This is a genomic window from Aureimonas altamirensis (assembly GCF_023702225.1).
Taxonomy (GTDB): domain Bacteria; phylum Pseudomonadota; class Alphaproteobacteria; order Rhizobiales; family Rhizobiaceae; genus Aureimonas; species Aureimonas altamirensis_B.
The window spans coordinates 43,204-57,924 of record NZ_JAMQCO010000005.1 but is presented as its reverse complement, the minus strand read 5'-3'; the positions used below and the strand labels follow the sequence as shown (position 1 = coordinate 57,924).

The following is a 14,721-nucleotide window of genomic DNA, read 5'->3' as shown; positions in this document are numbered from 1 at the left end:
GGTCAGAGCTTCCAGCCGGAATGGATGGCGGCGATGCCACCCGACAGGTTGCGCCAGGATACGCGCTCGAATCCGGCGGCGCGGATCAGCGACGCGAAATTCTCCTGGTTGGGGAACTTGCGGATCGACTCCACGAGATACGCGTAGGATGCGCGATCCTTGGCCACCGCCTCGCCGATGGCGGGTATGGCGCGGAAGGACCAGGCATCGTAGACCTTGTCGAGCACGGGGAGGTCGACCTCGGAGAATTCCAGGCACATAAACCGTCCGCCCGGCTTGAGCACACGGTACGCCTCGGCCAGCGCAAGGTCGATGCGCGGCACGTTGCGGATGCCGAAGGCGATCGTGTAGGCGTCGAAGTCCGCTGTGGGCAGGGACAGGTTTTCGGCGTTTCCTTCCACGAAGGTCAGATTGTCCTTGAGGCCGCGCCTGGCGGCGCGCTCCGCGCCGACGCCGAGCATCGAGGCATTGATATCCAGCACCGTGCCTTCCGCATTGCGCCTCGACGCCTCCACGATACGGAAGGCCACGTCGCCGGTGCCGCCGGCCACGTCGACGAAGCGCCAGCCCGGCCTGCGCGACGGCGCCAGCCAGTTGACGAGCGCATCCTTCCACAGGCGGTGCATGCCGCCGGACATCAGGTCGTTCATCAGGTCGTAGCGGCTGGCGACGCGGTGGAACACCTCGTCCACCCGGGCCTGCTTCTCTGCCTTGCCGGATACGGTCTCGAAGCCGTAGGAGGTTTCCATGCCATCGGCGTCGGTGATGCGGTTGCGCGACATAAGCGAAAGCCTTCTGGTTCGGGATCGGCCCGTCGATTCGAGACCGGCCGATCGCGCGGAAAGCTGTAAAGCGTTTCCCGCGCCAAGGGAAACGCGTAAACAGCCGCGTCGGCACCAACTCAGATAGGGCCATGCCTGAACTACCGGAAGTCGAAACCGTACGCCGCGGGCTTGCCCCCGCCATGGAAGGTGCAACCATCGCCTCCGTTGCGCTCAACCGGGCCGACCTGCGCTTCCCCTTCGATCGGGATTTTGCCGAAAGGCTCACCGGCCAGCGCATCCTGTCCCTGTCGCGCCGCGCCAAGTACCTCCTGTGCGAGCTGGAAAACGACGACATCCTCGCCATGCATCTCGGAATGTCGGGATCCTTCCGCATCGAATGGCCGCATGCCGAGGCGGATACGCCCGGCCTGTTCCACCATCCGCGGTCGCAGGCGCGCCTGCACGATCATGTCGCGCTCCATCTCGAACGGCCCGACGGCTCCGCGCCGAGCATCGTCTACAACGATCCCCGCCGTTTCGGCTTCATGCGCCTGTCGACGCGCCTCCGGATGGCCGAGGATCCGATGTTCCGCAACCTCGGCGTCGAGCCGACCGGCAACGCGCTCTCGCCCGATTACCTCGCCTTGCGCTTCGCCGGGCGGGCCGCGCCGCTGAAGGCCGCCCTGCTGGACCAGACGATCGTTGCCGGGCTCGGCAACATCTATGTGTGCGAGGCGCTGTGGCGGGCGCGCCTGTCGCCGCGCAGAGGCGCAGGCTCGCTGGTCCGCGCTTCCGGCCGGCCGACGGAGCGCCTGGAGCGCCTGACCGTCCACATCCGCCAGACCATTGCCGACGCGATCGCGGCCGGCGGGTCTTCGCTTCGGGACTACCGACAGGCCGACGGCAGCCTCGGCTATTTCCAGCACGCTTTCGCCGCCTACGACCGCGAGGGGCAGCCTTGCCGACACAAAGACTGCGGCGGCACCATAGCCCGGATCGTACAGTCGGGCCGCTCGACGTTCTTCTGCCCTGTCTGCCAGCGCTGAGACGTTGAATCTCGGTTGACGCTCAACGCTGTTTTCCCTATAAGGCGCGCCATGTTCAGCCGCGACGAGAGTTGCGGCCCCGTCCCTCTTTGTCGACCTTCGGGCTGCAATGCGGGATCACCGACATCCAGACATGCGCGCCAGCATGGCCTTTCGGGCACTGCCGGGGCGCGGCAACAGAAAGAGACTTCGACATGGCCAATACCCCTTCGGCCAAGAAGGCTACGCGGAAGATCGCGCGCCGGACGGCTATCAACAAGGCGCGCCGCTCGCGCGTTCGCACCTATCTCCGCAAGGTCGAGGAAGCCATCCTCGCCGGCGACAAGGCCGCCGCCACGGCAGCCCTGAAGGCATGCGAGCCCGAACTGGCCCGCGCCGCTTCGAAGGGCGTGTTCCACAAGAACCTCGTTTCCCGCAAGATCTCGCGTCTGTCGAGCCGCGTTAAGGCCGTCGCCGCCGCCTGATCCGGCAGCGACTACGCTCCAATACGATAAGCCGGGTGCAGCCTCTGTGCCCGGCTTTTTGACGTGCGTGTATAGGGTCTTTCCATCTACGCTGCGCAATGCCGGATCACCCACGGCCGTTCAATGTGCCCGACCGGCACCGGCACAGACCGCAGGGCACGAAAAAAGGGGCTCCCGGTTTCCCGGGAACCCCTTTTCATTTCCTGGCTGCTTGCAGCCGTTCCGCGTCTTAGTTGAAGCGGAACGAAGCCTTGGCCCACACGGTGTGGAAGTCGAGGTCCGAGGACGACGTCGTCGTGACGCTGCCGGCCGTGCCACCGGCAACCGGCGTGTAGGTGACGTCGAGCTTCGAGTCGCCGAGGTCGGTGTAGAGGTACTCGACGCCGAACGAGAAGTTCTGCGTCACGAGATACTCGACGCCCGCGCCAACGGAGTAGCCGACATCGTCCGTGTCTTCTTCGACGGAGACGTTGTACAGGGCCGGAGCAGCGCCACCGACCGACAGCGTAGCGGTGCTGCTGCCGAGGTAGTTGTTGCTGGTGTCGCCGTAGGCGAGACCACCCGTGGCATACACGGCGATGCGGTCAGCCGCGTAGCCGAGCTTGGCGCGGACGGTACCGACATAGTCGATGTCCTGCTGCGCGCCGTAAACCACCGCCGAACCCGGCAGCGTGTAGGACGAAGCCGTCGAAGCGTCGATGTAGCTCAAGTCGGCGACCGCACCGATGAGGAAGTTGCCCATCTGGTAGTCGTAACCGACGTGACCACCGCCGATGAACGAAGCTTCGCCATCGTCGCTGGAGCCGATGAAGGACGAGTCCGTGGAGAACAGGCCCGAGTCGCGGTTGAAGGCGACGCCGGCCTGGCCACCGACGTAGAAGCCGGTCCAGGTGAAGGCCGGCTCGTAAGCGACGACCGGAGCCGGAGCCGGCTCTTCATAGATGACGTCCGCGGCCACGGCGGGCGTAACGAAAGCGGCCGAAGCCAGAAGAAGTGCGAAACGGTTCATGACAGAACCCCCCTGTCTGTGGCCGGATCCTGTCGGTGTGTCCGAAGGCTTGGCCGTTACTCTTGAGTGTTGCGTACCGACTAAATGGGGTAACCGCCAGTTGAAAATAGTGGGGTTTCGGAGATCAGGACCGGGTGTTGCATAACAAACACAAGTTGTTGTACGCCCGGAGAAACAGTAATTAACGTTGCGTTACCCGAGCGGCGCGAATATGCGTCGTAATGACGCATATGCGACGGGTTCGCATGGTTGCCGGCGCGGTTGGTTAAGGATCGATTAACACGATGTCAGGCGTTGCATCCCGCACTCCCGTCCCGTGCGAGACATCATGTGCATCCTGCGACGTCCGCGCCTTGTCGCTTTGCGCCGCGCTGCGACAGGACGATCTTTCGGCGATGGAGCGGGTTTCGACGGTGCGCAACCTCGCGCCTGACGAAATCCTCGTCCACGAAGGAGATCCGGCACGGCGCGTCTATACGCTGACCAGGGGCATGTTGCGCCTGTCCACGATCCTCGTCGACGGCCGCCGCCAGATCACCGGCTTTCTGATGCCGGGCGACTTTCTGGGCCTTGCGGATGAGGAAACGACATCCGCCACGGCGGAGGCCGTCACGAATGCGACCTTGTGCGCTTTTGCCCGTGCCGACATGGAAAGGCTGCTGCACGATCACCCTCCATTGCAGGCGCGGCTGATGCAGTTCACCCGGTCGGCGCTTCGCGAGGCACGGGACGGCCAGATCATGCTGGGGCGGATGGCGCCGGTAGAGAAGCTGTCGAGCTTCCTTCTGGTGATGTCCACCCGAATGGCGGCGCGCGGCCTGCCTGCAAATCCCGTCTCCATACCGATGTCGCGGTCGGATATCGCCGACTATCTCGGCCTGACCATCGAGACGGTGAGCCGCAGCTTCACCAAGCTGCGCAATCAGCAACTGATCCGCCTCCCCGACGCCCATCATGTGGACATCGTGGATCGGCGCGCCTTGGCTGCGGTCGCCGGCATTGGTCAGGACTGAACAACTCGGCGACGCTCAGCCCGGCAGGCCGTCATTCAGCGTCAGTACCCTGTCCACGGCGCCGGCCGGAAGTTCGGCGTGGGTGGCGATGACGACCGTCCGGCCCCGGCATGCACGTCTGATATCCGAGAAGAATGTCGCTTCCGTTTCCGCGTCGAGCCCGGAGGTCGGCTCGTCGAGAAGCAGGATCGTCGCCTTCGTCATCAGAATACGCGCCAGGGCAAGCCGCCGGCGCTCACCCGCCGACAGGGCATGCCCGGCCTCGCCCACCTCCGTATCGAGACCGCCCGGCAGTGCACGCACCATAGCCTCCAGCCGCGCATCGGCGAGCGCTCCCCACAGGTGTCGATCGGTCGCATCGGGGTCTGCGAGCAACAGATTGTCGCGAAGAGTGCCGAGAAAGATGGGGGCCTCCTGCTCCAGGAGGGCGACGCGGGCGTAGAGAGCCTGTTGGCTCGCCTCTTCGATCGGTACGCCGCCGATCGAGATCCTGCCCGCACGGAGCGGCGCCAGTTGCAGGACCGATGCGAGCAAGGTCGACTTGCCACTGCCGCTCGGCCCCTTGATGGCCACCACGCCACCTTGCCGCACGGTCAGGTCGAGCGGCCCGACAGGCGACGCGCCGCGATAGCCCGCGACCGCGGATACGAAACGCAGGTCACCGTCCGGAACATTCTGTACGCCCGCCTGCCGCTTCATCGCAGCCTCCATCGGCCGTGCGATCTCGTTCAGACGCTCGGCGGCGGTTGCGGCGGCGCCCAGCCGTGCGACGCTGCGCGTCAGAATGGCCGTCGTCTCGAACGTGCCCAGAACGGCGAGCAGCAGTCCGGCCAACGCGGCCCCGCCGAGTTGGCCTTGCGACACCGCGCCCATCCCCGGCACCAGCACCAGAAGGAGCGCGGCGCCGGTCAACGCCTGGACGCTCCCCTGGGCGAAGGCAGCCCGGTCCGCGATGCGGGTCCGGGCCAGGCCGAGCGCGGCTGCTGCCGTATCGAACCGCTCCATGAAGCGGTCGCGGCAACCGAAGCAGAGGATCTCGGATCGTCCGTCCACGCCGTCCAGGACCATCATGCGCAAGGCGGCCATCGCCTCCACCGCATCGCGTCCGGCCCGGCGGGTCGCCGGCGTCAAAAGCAGCGGAACGGCGATGGCGGCCGCCATGAAGGCGGCAAGATACCCGAGGGCAGCGCCCGGCAACACGAACCAGAAGACGACGGAGAGCACCGAACCGGCAAGAAACGCCGTGGCCATCGGGCCGATCGCCAACAGAAAGACGACGTCCAGCGCGTCCACATCGGCCGTCAGGCGCTGGATCAGGTCTCCCCTGCGCAGCCCCTTCCCCAGCGGCCCGGCATTCGGCACCAGCCGAGTGAACAGCCAGTGCCGCAATTGCGTCAGCGCCTTCAAGGTCGCATCGTGGCCGCTCATCCTTTCGCCATAGCGGCAGAGGATGCGCAGCAGCGACAGGCCCCGCACGGCCGAAGACGGCCCGAACAGGTTGAACGCGGCTCCGGCTCCCGCCAGGAACGCTGCCGTCAGGAACCAGCCGGACACGGCCAGAAGCCCGACGCCAGCCGCGACCGTCGCGAGAGCCATCAACAGCGCCAGCGCGAAAGCGCGATAATGCCGGACGAACAGCGGCGTGAACGAAAGAAGCGCTCTCATGCCGCGTCCTTCCCGACCAGGCGGATCTGTACGCCCCGCCCGCCGCACGGAACCAGCAGGCCGTCCGCGATTCGGAGAACCGTCGTCATCCGGGCGGCGGCACTTGCGGAATGCGTCGCCATGACCAGCATCCGCCCTTTGGCGAATGCCAGGATGTTGGCCATCAGTTCGTCTTCGGTCGCCGCATCGAGATGCGCCGTCGGCTCGTCCAGCAGGATCAGCGCCGGATCCCGCAGGAAAAGGCGCGCCAGGCCGACGCGATGCGCCTGCCCGCCGGACAGGCCGTAGCCACCTTCGCCGATACGCGTCTCCAGCCCGTCCGGCAGCCGCGTGGCGAAGCGTCGAACCAGCGCATAATCGGCCGCCCGCCGAATATCGGCGTCCGTCGCGTCCGGCCGGGCAAAGCGGATATTGTCGGCGATGGTGCCGTGGAAAAGACGCGGCGCCTGGCCGATGTGGCATATCATGTCGGCGCGCCACGCCCATGGCGCCGTCAGGAGATCCGTGCCGCCCAGATGGATCGTGCCGGCCGCCGGCGACCGCAGGGCGGCAATGGTTTCGATCAGGGTCGACTTGCCGCATCCGCTTGGGCCGACGATGCCGAGATGCCGATCCGCTTCGACGGCAAGGCCGACATCGCGCAGCAGGGCCCGCCCCCCCGGAGCGTCCAGCGCCAGACCGCGCAATACGAGATCGGTCGGGCGCGTTGCAGGTAGAGGCCGCGTCGGTCCGTCTTCCGGCGTCGCGCGATCGTCCTCGTAATGGGCTTCGATCATGGCGACGGCGGCCATGGCCCCTGCGCGGTCGTGATAATGGGCGGCCAGAAGGCGGAGCGGCTGGTACACTTCCGGGGCTATCAGCAGGCAGAACAGGCCGGCCGAGAGGGTGGCGCCCGCTCCGAGCGAGCCGATCATGCCCAGATAGGCGAGCCCGATATAGAGTGCGACACCGGCAACCCCGAGCGCCGCGAACAGTTCCAGCACGGCGGACGACAGGAAGGCGATGCGCAGCACCCGGAACGTGCGCCTGCGCAAGGCGTCGCTACGCTGTGTCAGCAGCCGCGCTTCGTCGCCGGCCCGCCCCAGCAGGCGAATCGTCAGAAGGCCGCGCAACCGGTCGGCGAAGAATCCGGACAGGCCGGCCATCGCATCGGCCTGTGCGTCGCTCGCCGCCTGAGCGCCCCAACCCACCAGCGCCATGAACAGCGGAATCAGCGGCGCCGTGACGACGAACAGCAACGCCACCACGACATCCACCGGCAGGACGGTGGCGGCGAAGGCGACGGGCAGGATGGCGGCCTGTACCATGGCGGGCAGGAAGCGGGCATAGAAGCCGTCCAGCGCGTCGACCTGCTCGACGATCGTCGATGCCATGGCGCCGCTTTCGGGCCTGGCCGGTGCGAGCGCACCGTTGAGATAGCCGGACATGATCCGCCGGCGCACCTGGCGCTTGATCGCTTCAGCGCCCCGCGCCGCCGCGCGCTCGCTCAGCGCCGACAGCAGGGCTCGCGCCAGGACGAGGCCGGCAAGGCCGGCAATCGGCGCAACCAGGACAGCCGGCGTTGCGCCCGACACCGCGACGGCATCGACGATGCCTGCCAGCAGCCAGGCCTGCCCGACGAGAAGCAGGCCCGAGGCCAGCGGCAGCACAAGCCCCGCCTTCAGGGCGGCGCCGCCGTCGATACGACGCGCCCGCAGCCATTGCCGGTGGCGCCGTACCGTTTCGCGGTCGTGTCTCGTGGTCATCGTCATGCGCGGCTGTCCCGGTTCATGCCGGATACCGATAAGCCGACGGCAGAATGCCGACATTGATTTGAATCAATGCGGGGGCCGGGCGCCGCTCCTACAGCTTCCCGTCGACACCGCAACCTGCCCCGTCCGTATAGAGAATCCATCGGCGGTCCGGCCAAGAGAAGCGAATGAAACCATGATCGATCTGACGGTCGTCGACCTGTCGCGGCTGCAATTCGCGGCAACGGCGATGTACCACTTCATCTTCGTGCCGCTGACGCTCGGCCTGTCATTCCTGATGGCCATCATGGAAAGCGTCTACGTCATGACGGGGCGCGAGATCTGGCGCCGCATGACGCTCTTCTGGGGCACGCTTTTCGGCATCAACTTCGCCATGGGCGTCGCCACCGGCATCGTCATGGAGTTCCAGTTCGGCATGAACTGGGCCTATTACAGCCACTATGTCGGCGACATCTTCGGTGCGCCCCTGGCCATCGAAGGGCTGATGGCCTTCTTCCTGGAAGCGACCTTCGTCGGCCTCTTCTTCTTCGGCTGGGACAGGCTTTCCAAGGTCCAGCACCTCTGCGTCACCTGGCTGGTCGCGCTGGGCGCCAACTTCTCGGCACTCTGGATCCTAATCGCCAACGGTTGGATGCAGAACCCCGTCGGCTCGACCTTCAATCCGGACACGATGCGGATGGAGATCACCGATTTCATGGCGGTGATCTTCAACCCGGTCGCGCAGGCCAAGTTCGTCCATACGGTCAGCGCGGGCTACGTCACCGGCGCCATGTTCGTCATAGCGATCAGTGCCTACTTCATCCTGCGCGGCCGGCATCTGGACCTGGCCAAGCGCTCCATCGCGGTCGCCGCCAGCTTCGGCCTGGCAGCGTCGCTGTCGGTCGTCGTCCTGGGCGATGAAAGCGGCTACGCGGCCACCCAGCACCAGAAGATGAAGCTCGCGGCCATGGAAGCCATGTGGCACACCGAGCCGGCTCCCGCCGGATTCAACCTCTTCGCCCTCCCGGGCAACGGGCAGAATCGCTTCGAGATCCAGGTTCCCTACGCTCTGGGACTGATCGCGACACGCTCCCTGACGGGCGAGATCCCGGGCATTCTCGACCTCGTCGAAACATCCGGCCATCGCATCGCCAATGGGCTGGAGGCCTATCGCGCCCTTCAGGCCATCCGCGCCGACGGTACGGACGAAGCCGCCCGGGCCCGGTTTGCTGAGACATGGCCCGACCTCGGCTACGCGCTGCTGCTCAAGCGCTACCGCGAGGACATTTTGAATGCCACGCAGGACGAGATCACCGCCGCCGCGCTCGATACCGTCCCCGGTGTCGCCCCCATGTTCTGGTCCTTCCGCATCATGGTGGCGCTGGGCTTCTACTTCATAGCCTTCTTCGCCTTCGCCTTCTGGCAGACGAGCAAGCACCGCATCGTGGAAAGCCGGCGCTTCCTCCAACTGGCGCTGATCAGCCTGCCGCTGCCCTGGATCGCTGCCGAAGCCGGCTGGTTCATCGCGGAGTACGGGCGCCAGCCCTGGGCGGTCGAGGGCGTACTGCCAACCTTCTATGCCGCTTCCGACCTTTCGGTGACCGACCTTGCGATCAGCCTCGGCTTCTTCGTCACGCTCTACACCGTGCTGGCGATCATCATGGTTCTCCTGATGCTCAAGGTCATCAAGGCCGGACCCAGCGGGCACAACCTCGTCATGGAGGCCGTCTCCGGCGCGCCTGTTGCGCCGCAAGGCGCGGCGGCCACCCCGGATCGGCACTGAACGACGCCGCCAACAGGATATCGAAAGATGATCGACATTCCCCTCGACTATGAAACCATGCGGCTGATCTGGTGGGCGCTTCTGGGCATCCTGCTGATCGCCTTCGCCGTCACCGACGGCTACGACCTCGGCGTCGGCACGCTCCTGCCCTTCGCCGCGCGCACCGACGAGGAGCGCCGCATCCTCATCAACCTCATCGGCCCCACCTGGGAAGGAAACCAGGTTTGGCTTGTGCTCGGCGGCGGCGCCATCTTCGCGGCTTGGCCCGCGCTTTACGCCGTGTCGTTCTCCGGCTTCTACCTTGCCATGATCACCGTGCTCCTGGCGCTGATTCTCAGGCCCGTCGGCTTCAAGTTCCGCGGCAAGATCGCCGATCCGCGCTGGCGCAGCCTGTGGGATTGGGCCCTTTTCATCGGCGGGTTCGTCCCGGCGCTCATCTTCGGCGTCGCCGTGGGTAACGTGCTCTTGGGCGTTCCCTTCGGCCTCGACGCGGCCATGCGCCCCAGCTACGAGGGATCGTTCTTCGGCCTCCTGCGGCCCTTCCCGCTTCTGTGCGGCGTACTCAGCGTGGCCATGCTGGTCATGCACGGCGCCGGCGTGATCGCCACCCGGACACGGGGCGCGGTGGCGGATCGCAGCCGAAGCTATGGCCGGATCGCAGCCGTGCTGACCCTCGCCCTCTTCGCCCTCGGCGGATTGTGGATCGCTTACGGCATCGACGGCTACCGCGTGACGGGCGCGATCGTCACCACGCTGCCCTCCAATCCGCTTGCCAAGACGGTCGCGCTCGTGCCCGGCGGATGGCTCACCAATTTCGGAGCCCATCCGTGGATGATCGCCGCCCCGGCGCTCGGCTTTCTCGGCGCGCTCCTGTACCTCGCCGGCCTGTCTGTCCGAAACGGCTGGCTTTCGATCGGCGGTTCGAGCCTGTCGGTCACCGGCATCGTGGCCACGGCGGGCCTGTCGCTGTTTCCCTTCCTGCTGCCCTCATCCCTCGATCCCGGCGTCAGCCTGACGGTCTGGGATGCCTCGTCGAGCCACCTCACTTTGTTCATCATGCTGCTGGCGACGCTCGTCTTCCTGCCGCTCATCCTGGCCTACACCACCTGGGTCTACAGCGTCATGCGCGGCCCGGTGACGGCGCAGAGCATCGAGCGCAACCCCAACGCCTACTGACGGAAAGGAACGATAGCCATGTGGTACTTCTCGTGGATTCTCGGCGTCGGCCTCGCCTGCGCCTTCGCCATCCTCAACGCAATGTGGTTCGAAATGCGCGAGGATCGTCTGCAGGTGCGGCCGGCGGACGGCCCGTTCCGCGGCAAGCCGGCATCGCGGCGGAACGTCTAGGATGGACACCGTGGAGCGTTACGCCGCCCTGTCCGTTCCCCGCTACACCTCCTACCCGACTGCAGCGGATTTCGACGCTGCCGTCGGCCCGCGCGACCATGCACGCTGGCTGCGCGACCTCGACCCGCGGGAGGCAGTCTCCGCTTACGTCCATGTGCCGTACTGCCAGCAGATCTGCCATTACTGCGGATGCCACGCAAAGATGGCGCGCCGCGACACCGTCATCGATGCCTATCGCGACAGGCTGGCAGAGGAGATCCGGCTCGTTGCCGGCCTGTGCGCCGGCCGCATCCCGATCGGCCGGCTGGCGTGGGGCGGCGGCACGCCCTCCATCCTGGGGGCCGAAGGGCTCGTCCGGATCGTCGACACGCTCGCCCGGCATTTCGACACATCGGATATCCGCGAGCACTCCATCGAGCTGGACCCGCGCCAATTGTCGCCGGAGCTATGCCGACGCCTGGTGGATATCGGCGTCGACAGGGCAAGTCTCGGCGTCCAGGACACCAACCCCGTCGTGCAGCAGGCCATCGGCCGCGAGCAACCCATGGATGTCGTCAGGGCAGCCGTGGGCACGCTGCGGGATGCGGGCATCGCGCGGATCAATATAGACCTTATCTACGGCCTGCCGGAGCAGACCGAGCGAAGCATCGCCGATACCTGCGACGCCGTCGCGGCGATGCGGCCGGACAGGATAGCCTGCTACGGCTACGCCCACCTCCCGCACCGTCGCGCCAACCAGAGGCTCATCGATCCGCAGCGGCTTCCCGGACCGGTCCTGCGGATGGCGTTGGCCGAGGCCGTACGCGACAGCCTCATCAGCCATGGCTATGAACGCGTCGGCATCGACCATTATGCCCTTGCGGACGATCCGTTGGCGCAGGCCATGCGCGGAGGCCGCCTTCACCGGAATTTCCAGGGCTATACGGACGACGAGGGAAACAGCCTGATCGGCTTTGGCGCATCCGCGATCTCGCAACTGCCCGGAGGCTTCGTCCAGAACGAGCCCGCGATCGGCGCCTATTCGCGGATGGTGACGGAGGGCCGCCTGGCGACGCGGCGCGGTCACGAGCTTTCGGACGATGATCGTCGCCGCGCGTCGATCATCGAGGCGTTGATGTGCAATCTGCAGATAGATCTCGGTACGGATGGAGGCCGGTTCGCCGACGAAGTCGCCCTTCTGCGGCCCTACGTGGCGGACGGGCTCGTGCGGGTTGCCGGAACACGGATAGAAATGACCGAGATCGGCCGCCCCTTCGTGCGCCTGGCCGCCGCGGTCTTCGATCGTTATCGAACGGAAAGCGGCATGCGCTTCAGCGGAGCCGTGTGACGGGCCCCGGCATCGCATCGGCCGCCTGTGTCTGGCATTGCTGGAAGGCAGCCGACAGCACATGCACCGCAAGGCAGGCAAGCACGACGTAAGCCATCGTTTCGAAGGTCTCCTCGAAGAAGACACCCATCGACCAGACGGGAAAATACGGCACCATCGCTTCGGCGGCCGCGCCGAGCCCGACCAGGGCGGCGGACAGGACGAAGGGCCAGCCGCGCAAGGATACGGCATAGTGCCAGAACTGCGGAATCAGACGCCAGCGGAGAGCCAGGTACGGAAGGCCAAGCGCCAGCAGCGCGATCGTCTCGTGCAACCGGAACGTGTCCGTATGAAGGTAGGCCGTCACCGGTCCGCTGACCGGAAGCTCCAGTTCGCGCAGGAAGAAGACGATGCACAGCAGGACCATGCCGAAGCTTGCCATCCGGCCGGCCCCACGCTGGTAGATCGCGGCACCGACGAACAGGAAGATGGACAGCGCCAGCACGATTTCCTGGGCGCGCTCGAGCGGCCCCTCCTCGATAGAGGCGGCCTCGAAACCCAATAGGCCTGCCGCAGCGAATGCCAGGGCAAGCGTCGCCGCAAGCACAAGGAGCGTCAAGCCGGCGAAGCGACGCCCAACGGAGAAGGTATTCATAAGCCCTCCATACGATGACAGCCTTATGAACCTTCATCCTTCTGTCATGCAAGGTTAAATATTCGCCAACCGCTCACGTTTGGTCGACCGCCGAATTACGATTTGACCTTCCCATGGTTGGAAGGGGTACTGGCGGTTCCACCACGGTGCCGGCCATTGCGGACGGCGCGCCAGAGACGGGGTTGGACAGCATCATGAAGCGGTTTCTTCTTGCAGCGGCGTTCGCGGCCATGACGGCAACGGGCGCATCCGCACAGGATAACGGGTCCCATGCGGGGCACGACATGTCGGCCATGACGTCGGCGCAAACGGCATCTCCCGCCACCGAAGCGTACATGGACGCGATGGACAGGATGCACGGGCCGATGATGGAGGGTGTCGAGAATGCCGATCCCGACGTTGCCTTCGTGTTGGGCATGATCCCGCATCATCAGGGCGCGATCGACATGGCGAAGATCGTGCTGGAATACGGCAAGGACGAATTCACGCGCACGCTGGCGCAAGAAGTCATCGCGGCTCAGGAGAAGGAAATTGCGGAGATGCGCGACTGGTTGAAGCAGCGCGGCATCGCCGAACCGGTCGCGGCGCAGTGATCATTCGCATGGACGGAATGAAACATCCGTCCACATCCGTCCACATCCGTCGGAACATTGTGTCGCACCCGGCGTTGAATGCTCGACCAAAACAGGAGAGAGACGCCGTGAACATCTTTTACATCATCGGGGTTGTTGTCGTCATCATCGCAATCCTCAGCTTCCTCGGCCTTGCTTAAGATCTGCCGGAGGGGGCTCTCCAGAATCTTCATGGAAAAGGGGCTCCGGAGATGTCCGGAGCCCCTTTTCTGCTTGCGTAGGGTGCGCCGACCTAAAGGTGGGCCAACTGCATGACCGGCTTGCCGTTGCCGCGCAATTCGGGCGAGACGCCCTCGGTATTCACCGTCGCGGTGACGCGCTGGCGCAGGGTCTCGAACATCAGGTTCGGCGTGACGTCGACCGGCTTGTCGAACTGGATCGTCACCGACAGGAGCGGACGGCTGCCCAGCAGCCGGACGCCGACGACGAGGCCCTCGAAAGGCCGCTCGAGATAATGGCCGCCGACGCGCATGCCCACCTGGAACGGTGCCGCGGCATGATCCGGCAAGGTGGCTCGCGCCGTATTCCAGTCACGGAAGCCATGCGCCCTGGCGACCGCCTCGAGGGCCGCTCCGTGCGTCATGGCAAGGCCAGTCCGCGCACTGCTCTCGCGCAGGGCTTTCGCCTCGGACTTGAGGGTCCGGGCGCTGATTGTGTCGAATGTCATGGTCATGTCGGGTCTCTCCGAACGTAGAGAGGCGGCTTCCTGCATGGTGCCCGCATTGCCACGATGCGCCCCGGAGATGACACCGATGGATCGCAGGTGAGGCTGGACTTCACCAAGGGCCCATCCGGGCCCGCGGGCGGCAGGTGCCAGCAACCGGCCCTGAAGATGGGCTGTGCCGCACGCTCTTTCAAGCCCCGGAAGCGCTTGGCGCGCCGTGCGTCCGATCGGACGCTGATGCTCAGAAACGGAGTGGTCCCTTGAAGATGAAGAAGGCTCCGAGCGCAATGAAACCGAAGCCGACCAGATGGTTCACCGTCAGGCGCTCGCCGAGATAGGTGACTGAGAACACCGCGAACACGGCGAGGGTTATCACCTCCTGCATCGTCTTCAGTTCGGCCGCAGAATAGACGTGCGAACCGTAGCGGTTTGCAGGCACGGCGAGGCAATACTCGAAGAAGGCGATGCCCCAGCTTACCAGTATGACGGCAAGAAGCGGCTTGTTCTCGAACTTCAAGTGCCCGTACCAGGCGAAGGTCATGAAGACGTTGGAGCAGACCAGAAGCAGGATGGGAAGGAGGCTGGGCGAGATGAATTGCGTCATGAAAACTTCCCGAACAGGAGGCCGAAACGCTGGATGCGT

At 65.6% G+C, this 14,721-nt stretch carries 15 protein-coding genes; 8 read left to right on the top strand and 7 right to left on the bottom strand.

What is annotated here, in order from left to right; all coding sequences use genetic code 11:
• Positions 1 to 2: 2 nt before the first annotated feature.
• Entirely contained in the window at positions 3 to 782 is a 780-nt protein-coding gene (gene ubiE, locus NDN16_RS09755) for a bifunctional demethylmenaquinone methyltransferase/2-methoxy-6-polyprenyl-1,4-benzoquinol methylase UbiE (RefSeq protein WP_251113441.1), read from the bottom strand.
• Between the two features lie 131 nt (positions 783 to 913).
• On the opposite strand from ubiE, the gene mutM reads away from it, so the two are divergent.
• Both mutM and rpsT read left to right on the top strand, forming a co-directional pair.
• Positions 914 to 1,810 (top strand): bifunctional DNA-formamidopyrimidine glycosylase/DNA-(apurinic or apyrimidinic site) lyase, encoded by an 897-nt coding sequence (gene mutM / locus NDN16_RS09750; RefSeq protein WP_251113440.1) that lies wholly within the window; start codon positions 914 to 916, stop codon positions 1,808 to 1,810.
• 194 nt (positions 1,811 to 2,004) lie between these two features.
• Positions 2,005 to 2,274, top strand: a complete 270-nt coding sequence (rpsT, locus tag NDN16_RS09745; RefSeq protein WP_251113439.1) for a 30S ribosomal protein S20 — start codon at positions 2,005 to 2,007, stop codon at positions 2,272 to 2,274.
• A 229-nt stretch (positions 2,275 to 2,503) separates the two neighbouring features.
• Here rpsT and NDN16_RS09740 read toward each other — a convergent pair whose 3' ends face one another.
• A complete protein-coding gene (locus NDN16_RS09740) occupies positions 2,504 to 3,283 on the bottom strand; it encodes an outer membrane protein (RefSeq protein ID WP_251113438.1) in 780 nt (259 codons plus the stop codon).
• A 284-nt stretch (positions 3,284 to 3,567) separates the two neighbouring features.
• Here NDN16_RS09740 and NDN16_RS09735 point away from each other — a divergent pair, with 284 nt between their 5' ends.
• On the top strand, positions 3,568 to 4,296 hold the full coding sequence (locus tag NDN16_RS09735; RefSeq protein ID WP_251113437.1) for a Crp/Fnr family transcriptional regulator: 729 nt from the start codon (positions 3,568 to 3,570) through the stop codon (positions 4,294 to 4,296).
• 15 nt (positions 4,297 to 4,311) lie between these two features.
• Here the strand turns inward: NDN16_RS09735 and cydC are convergent, their stop codons facing one another.
• Positions 4,312 to 5,961, bottom strand: a complete 1,650-nt coding sequence (gene cydC / locus NDN16_RS09730; RefSeq protein ID WP_251113436.1) for a thiol reductant ABC exporter subunit CydC — start codon at positions 5,959 to 5,961, stop codon at positions 4,312 to 4,314.
• A complete protein-coding gene (gene cydD / locus NDN16_RS09725; RefSeq protein WP_251113435.1) occupies positions 5,958 to 7,712 on the bottom strand; it encodes a thiol reductant ABC exporter subunit CydD in 1,755 nt (584 codons plus the stop codon). Before cydD ends, cydC begins: the two co-directional genes overlap by 4 nt.
• Positions 7,713 to 7,887: 175 nt before the next feature.
• Between cydD and NDN16_RS09720 the strand changes: the two genes are divergently transcribed.
• From NDN16_RS09720 to hemN, 4 genes are read left to right on the top strand one after another with little or no spacing between them, the layout of a single operon-like run.
• The gene (locus NDN16_RS09720) at positions 7,888 to 9,474 is read left to right on the top strand and encodes a cytochrome ubiquinol oxidase subunit I (RefSeq protein WP_251113434.1); all 1,587 of its coding nucleotides are present in this window, start codon (positions 7,888 to 7,890) and stop codon (positions 9,472 to 9,474) included.
• Positions 9,475 to 9,501: 27 nt separating this feature from the next.
• Entirely contained in the window at positions 9,502 to 10,650 is a 1,149-nt protein-coding gene (gene cydB / locus NDN16_RS09715; protein ID WP_251113433.1) for a cytochrome d ubiquinol oxidase subunit II, read from the top strand.
• An 18-nt stretch (positions 10,651 to 10,668) separates the two neighbouring features.
• Positions 10,669 to 10,821: a cytochrome bd-I oxidase subunit CydX gene (gene cydX, locus NDN16_RS09710; RefSeq protein WP_251113432.1), complete on the top strand. Its 153-nt coding sequence runs from the start codon at positions 10,669 to 10,671 to the stop codon at positions 10,819 to 10,821.
• A 1-nt stretch (position 10,822) separates the two neighbouring features.
• Complete coding sequence (gene hemN, locus NDN16_RS09705) at positions 10,823 to 12,148, top strand: oxygen-independent coproporphyrinogen III oxidase (protein WP_251113431.1); 1,326 nt, start codon at positions 10,823 to 10,825, stop codon at positions 12,146 to 12,148.
• Here the strand turns inward: hemN and NDN16_RS09700 are convergent.
• Complete coding sequence (locus NDN16_RS09700) at positions 12,132 to 12,782, bottom strand: hypothetical protein (RefSeq protein ID WP_251113430.1); 651 nt, start codon at positions 12,780 to 12,782, stop codon at positions 12,132 to 12,134. The two genes, hemN and NDN16_RS09700, sit on opposite strands and share 17 nt — an antisense overlap.
• A gap of 194 nt (positions 12,783 to 12,976) precedes the next feature.
• On the opposite strand from NDN16_RS09700, the gene copM reads away from it, so the two are divergent.
• Positions 12,977 to 13,375: a CopM family metallochaperone gene (gene copM / locus NDN16_RS09695; RefSeq protein ID WP_251113429.1), complete on the top strand. Its 399-nt coding sequence runs from the start codon at positions 12,977 to 12,979 to the stop codon at positions 13,373 to 13,375.
• Between the two features lie 271 nt (positions 13,376 to 13,646).
• Here the strand turns inward: copM and NDN16_RS09690 are convergent, their stop codons facing one another.
• Positions 13,647 to 14,087 (bottom strand): glyoxalase superfamily protein, encoded by a 441-nt coding sequence (locus tag NDN16_RS09690; protein WP_251113428.1) that lies wholly within the window; start codon positions 14,085 to 14,087, stop codon positions 13,647 to 13,649.
• 232 nt (positions 14,088 to 14,319) lie between these two features.
• Positions 14,320 to 14,682: a DMT family protein gene (locus tag NDN16_RS09685; protein ID WP_251113427.1), complete on the bottom strand. Its 363-nt coding sequence runs from the start codon at positions 14,680 to 14,682 to the stop codon at positions 14,320 to 14,322.
• Positions 14,683 to 14,721: the final 39 nt, after the last annotated feature.

Bases quoted from the DNA above. Each gene is read 5' to 3' on its own strand.
- ubiE (WP_251113441.1), bottom strand. From the start codon at position 782: ATGTCGCGCAACCGCATCACCGACGCCGATGGCATGGAAACCTCCTAC.
- mutM (WP_251113440.1), top strand. From the start codon at position 914: ATGCCTGAACTACCGGAAGTCGAAACCGTACGCCGCGGGCTTGCCCCC.
- rpsT (WP_251113439.1), top strand. From the start codon at position 2,005: ATGGCCAATACCCCTTCGGCCAAGAAGGCTACGCGGAAGATCGCGCGC.
- NDN16_RS09740 (WP_251113438.1), bottom strand. From the start codon at position 3,283: ATGAACCGTTTCGCACTTCTTCTGGCTTCGGCCGCTTTCGTTACGCCC.
- NDN16_RS09735 (WP_251113437.1), top strand. From the start codon at position 3,568: ATGTCAGGCGTTGCATCCCGCACTCCCGTCCCGTGCGAGACATCATGT.
- cydC (WP_251113436.1), bottom strand. From the start codon at position 5,961: ATGAGAGCGCTTCTTTCGTTCACGCCGCTGTTCGTCCGGCATTATCGC.
- cydD (WP_251113435.1), bottom strand. From the start codon at position 7,712: ATGACGATGACCACGAGACACGACCGCGAAACGGTACGGCGCCACCGG.
- NDN16_RS09720 (WP_251113434.1), top strand. From the start codon at position 7,888: ATGATCGATCTGACGGTCGTCGACCTGTCGCGGCTGCAATTCGCGGCA.
- cydB (WP_251113433.1), top strand. From the start codon at position 9,502: ATGATCGACATTCCCCTCGACTATGAAACCATGCGGCTGATCTGGTGG.
- cydX (WP_251113432.1), top strand. From the start codon at position 10,669: ATGTGGTACTTCTCGTGGATTCTCGGCGTCGGCCTCGCCTGCGCCTTC.
- hemN (WP_251113431.1), top strand. From the start codon at position 10,823: ATGGACACCGTGGAGCGTTACGCCGCCCTGTCCGTTCCCCGCTACACC.
- NDN16_RS09700 (WP_251113430.1), bottom strand. From the start codon at position 12,782: ATGAATACCTTCTCCGTTGGGCGTCGCTTCGCCGGCTTGACGCTCCTT.
- copM (WP_251113429.1), top strand. From the start codon at position 12,977: ATGAAGCGGTTTCTTCTTGCAGCGGCGTTCGCGGCCATGACGGCAACG.
- NDN16_RS09690 (WP_251113428.1), bottom strand. From the start codon at position 14,087: ATGACCATGACATTCGACACAATCAGCGCCCGGACCCTCAAGTCCGAG.
- NDN16_RS09685 (WP_251113427.1), bottom strand. From the start codon at position 14,682: ATGACGCAATTCATCTCGCCCAGCCTCCTTCCCATCCTGCTTCTGGTC.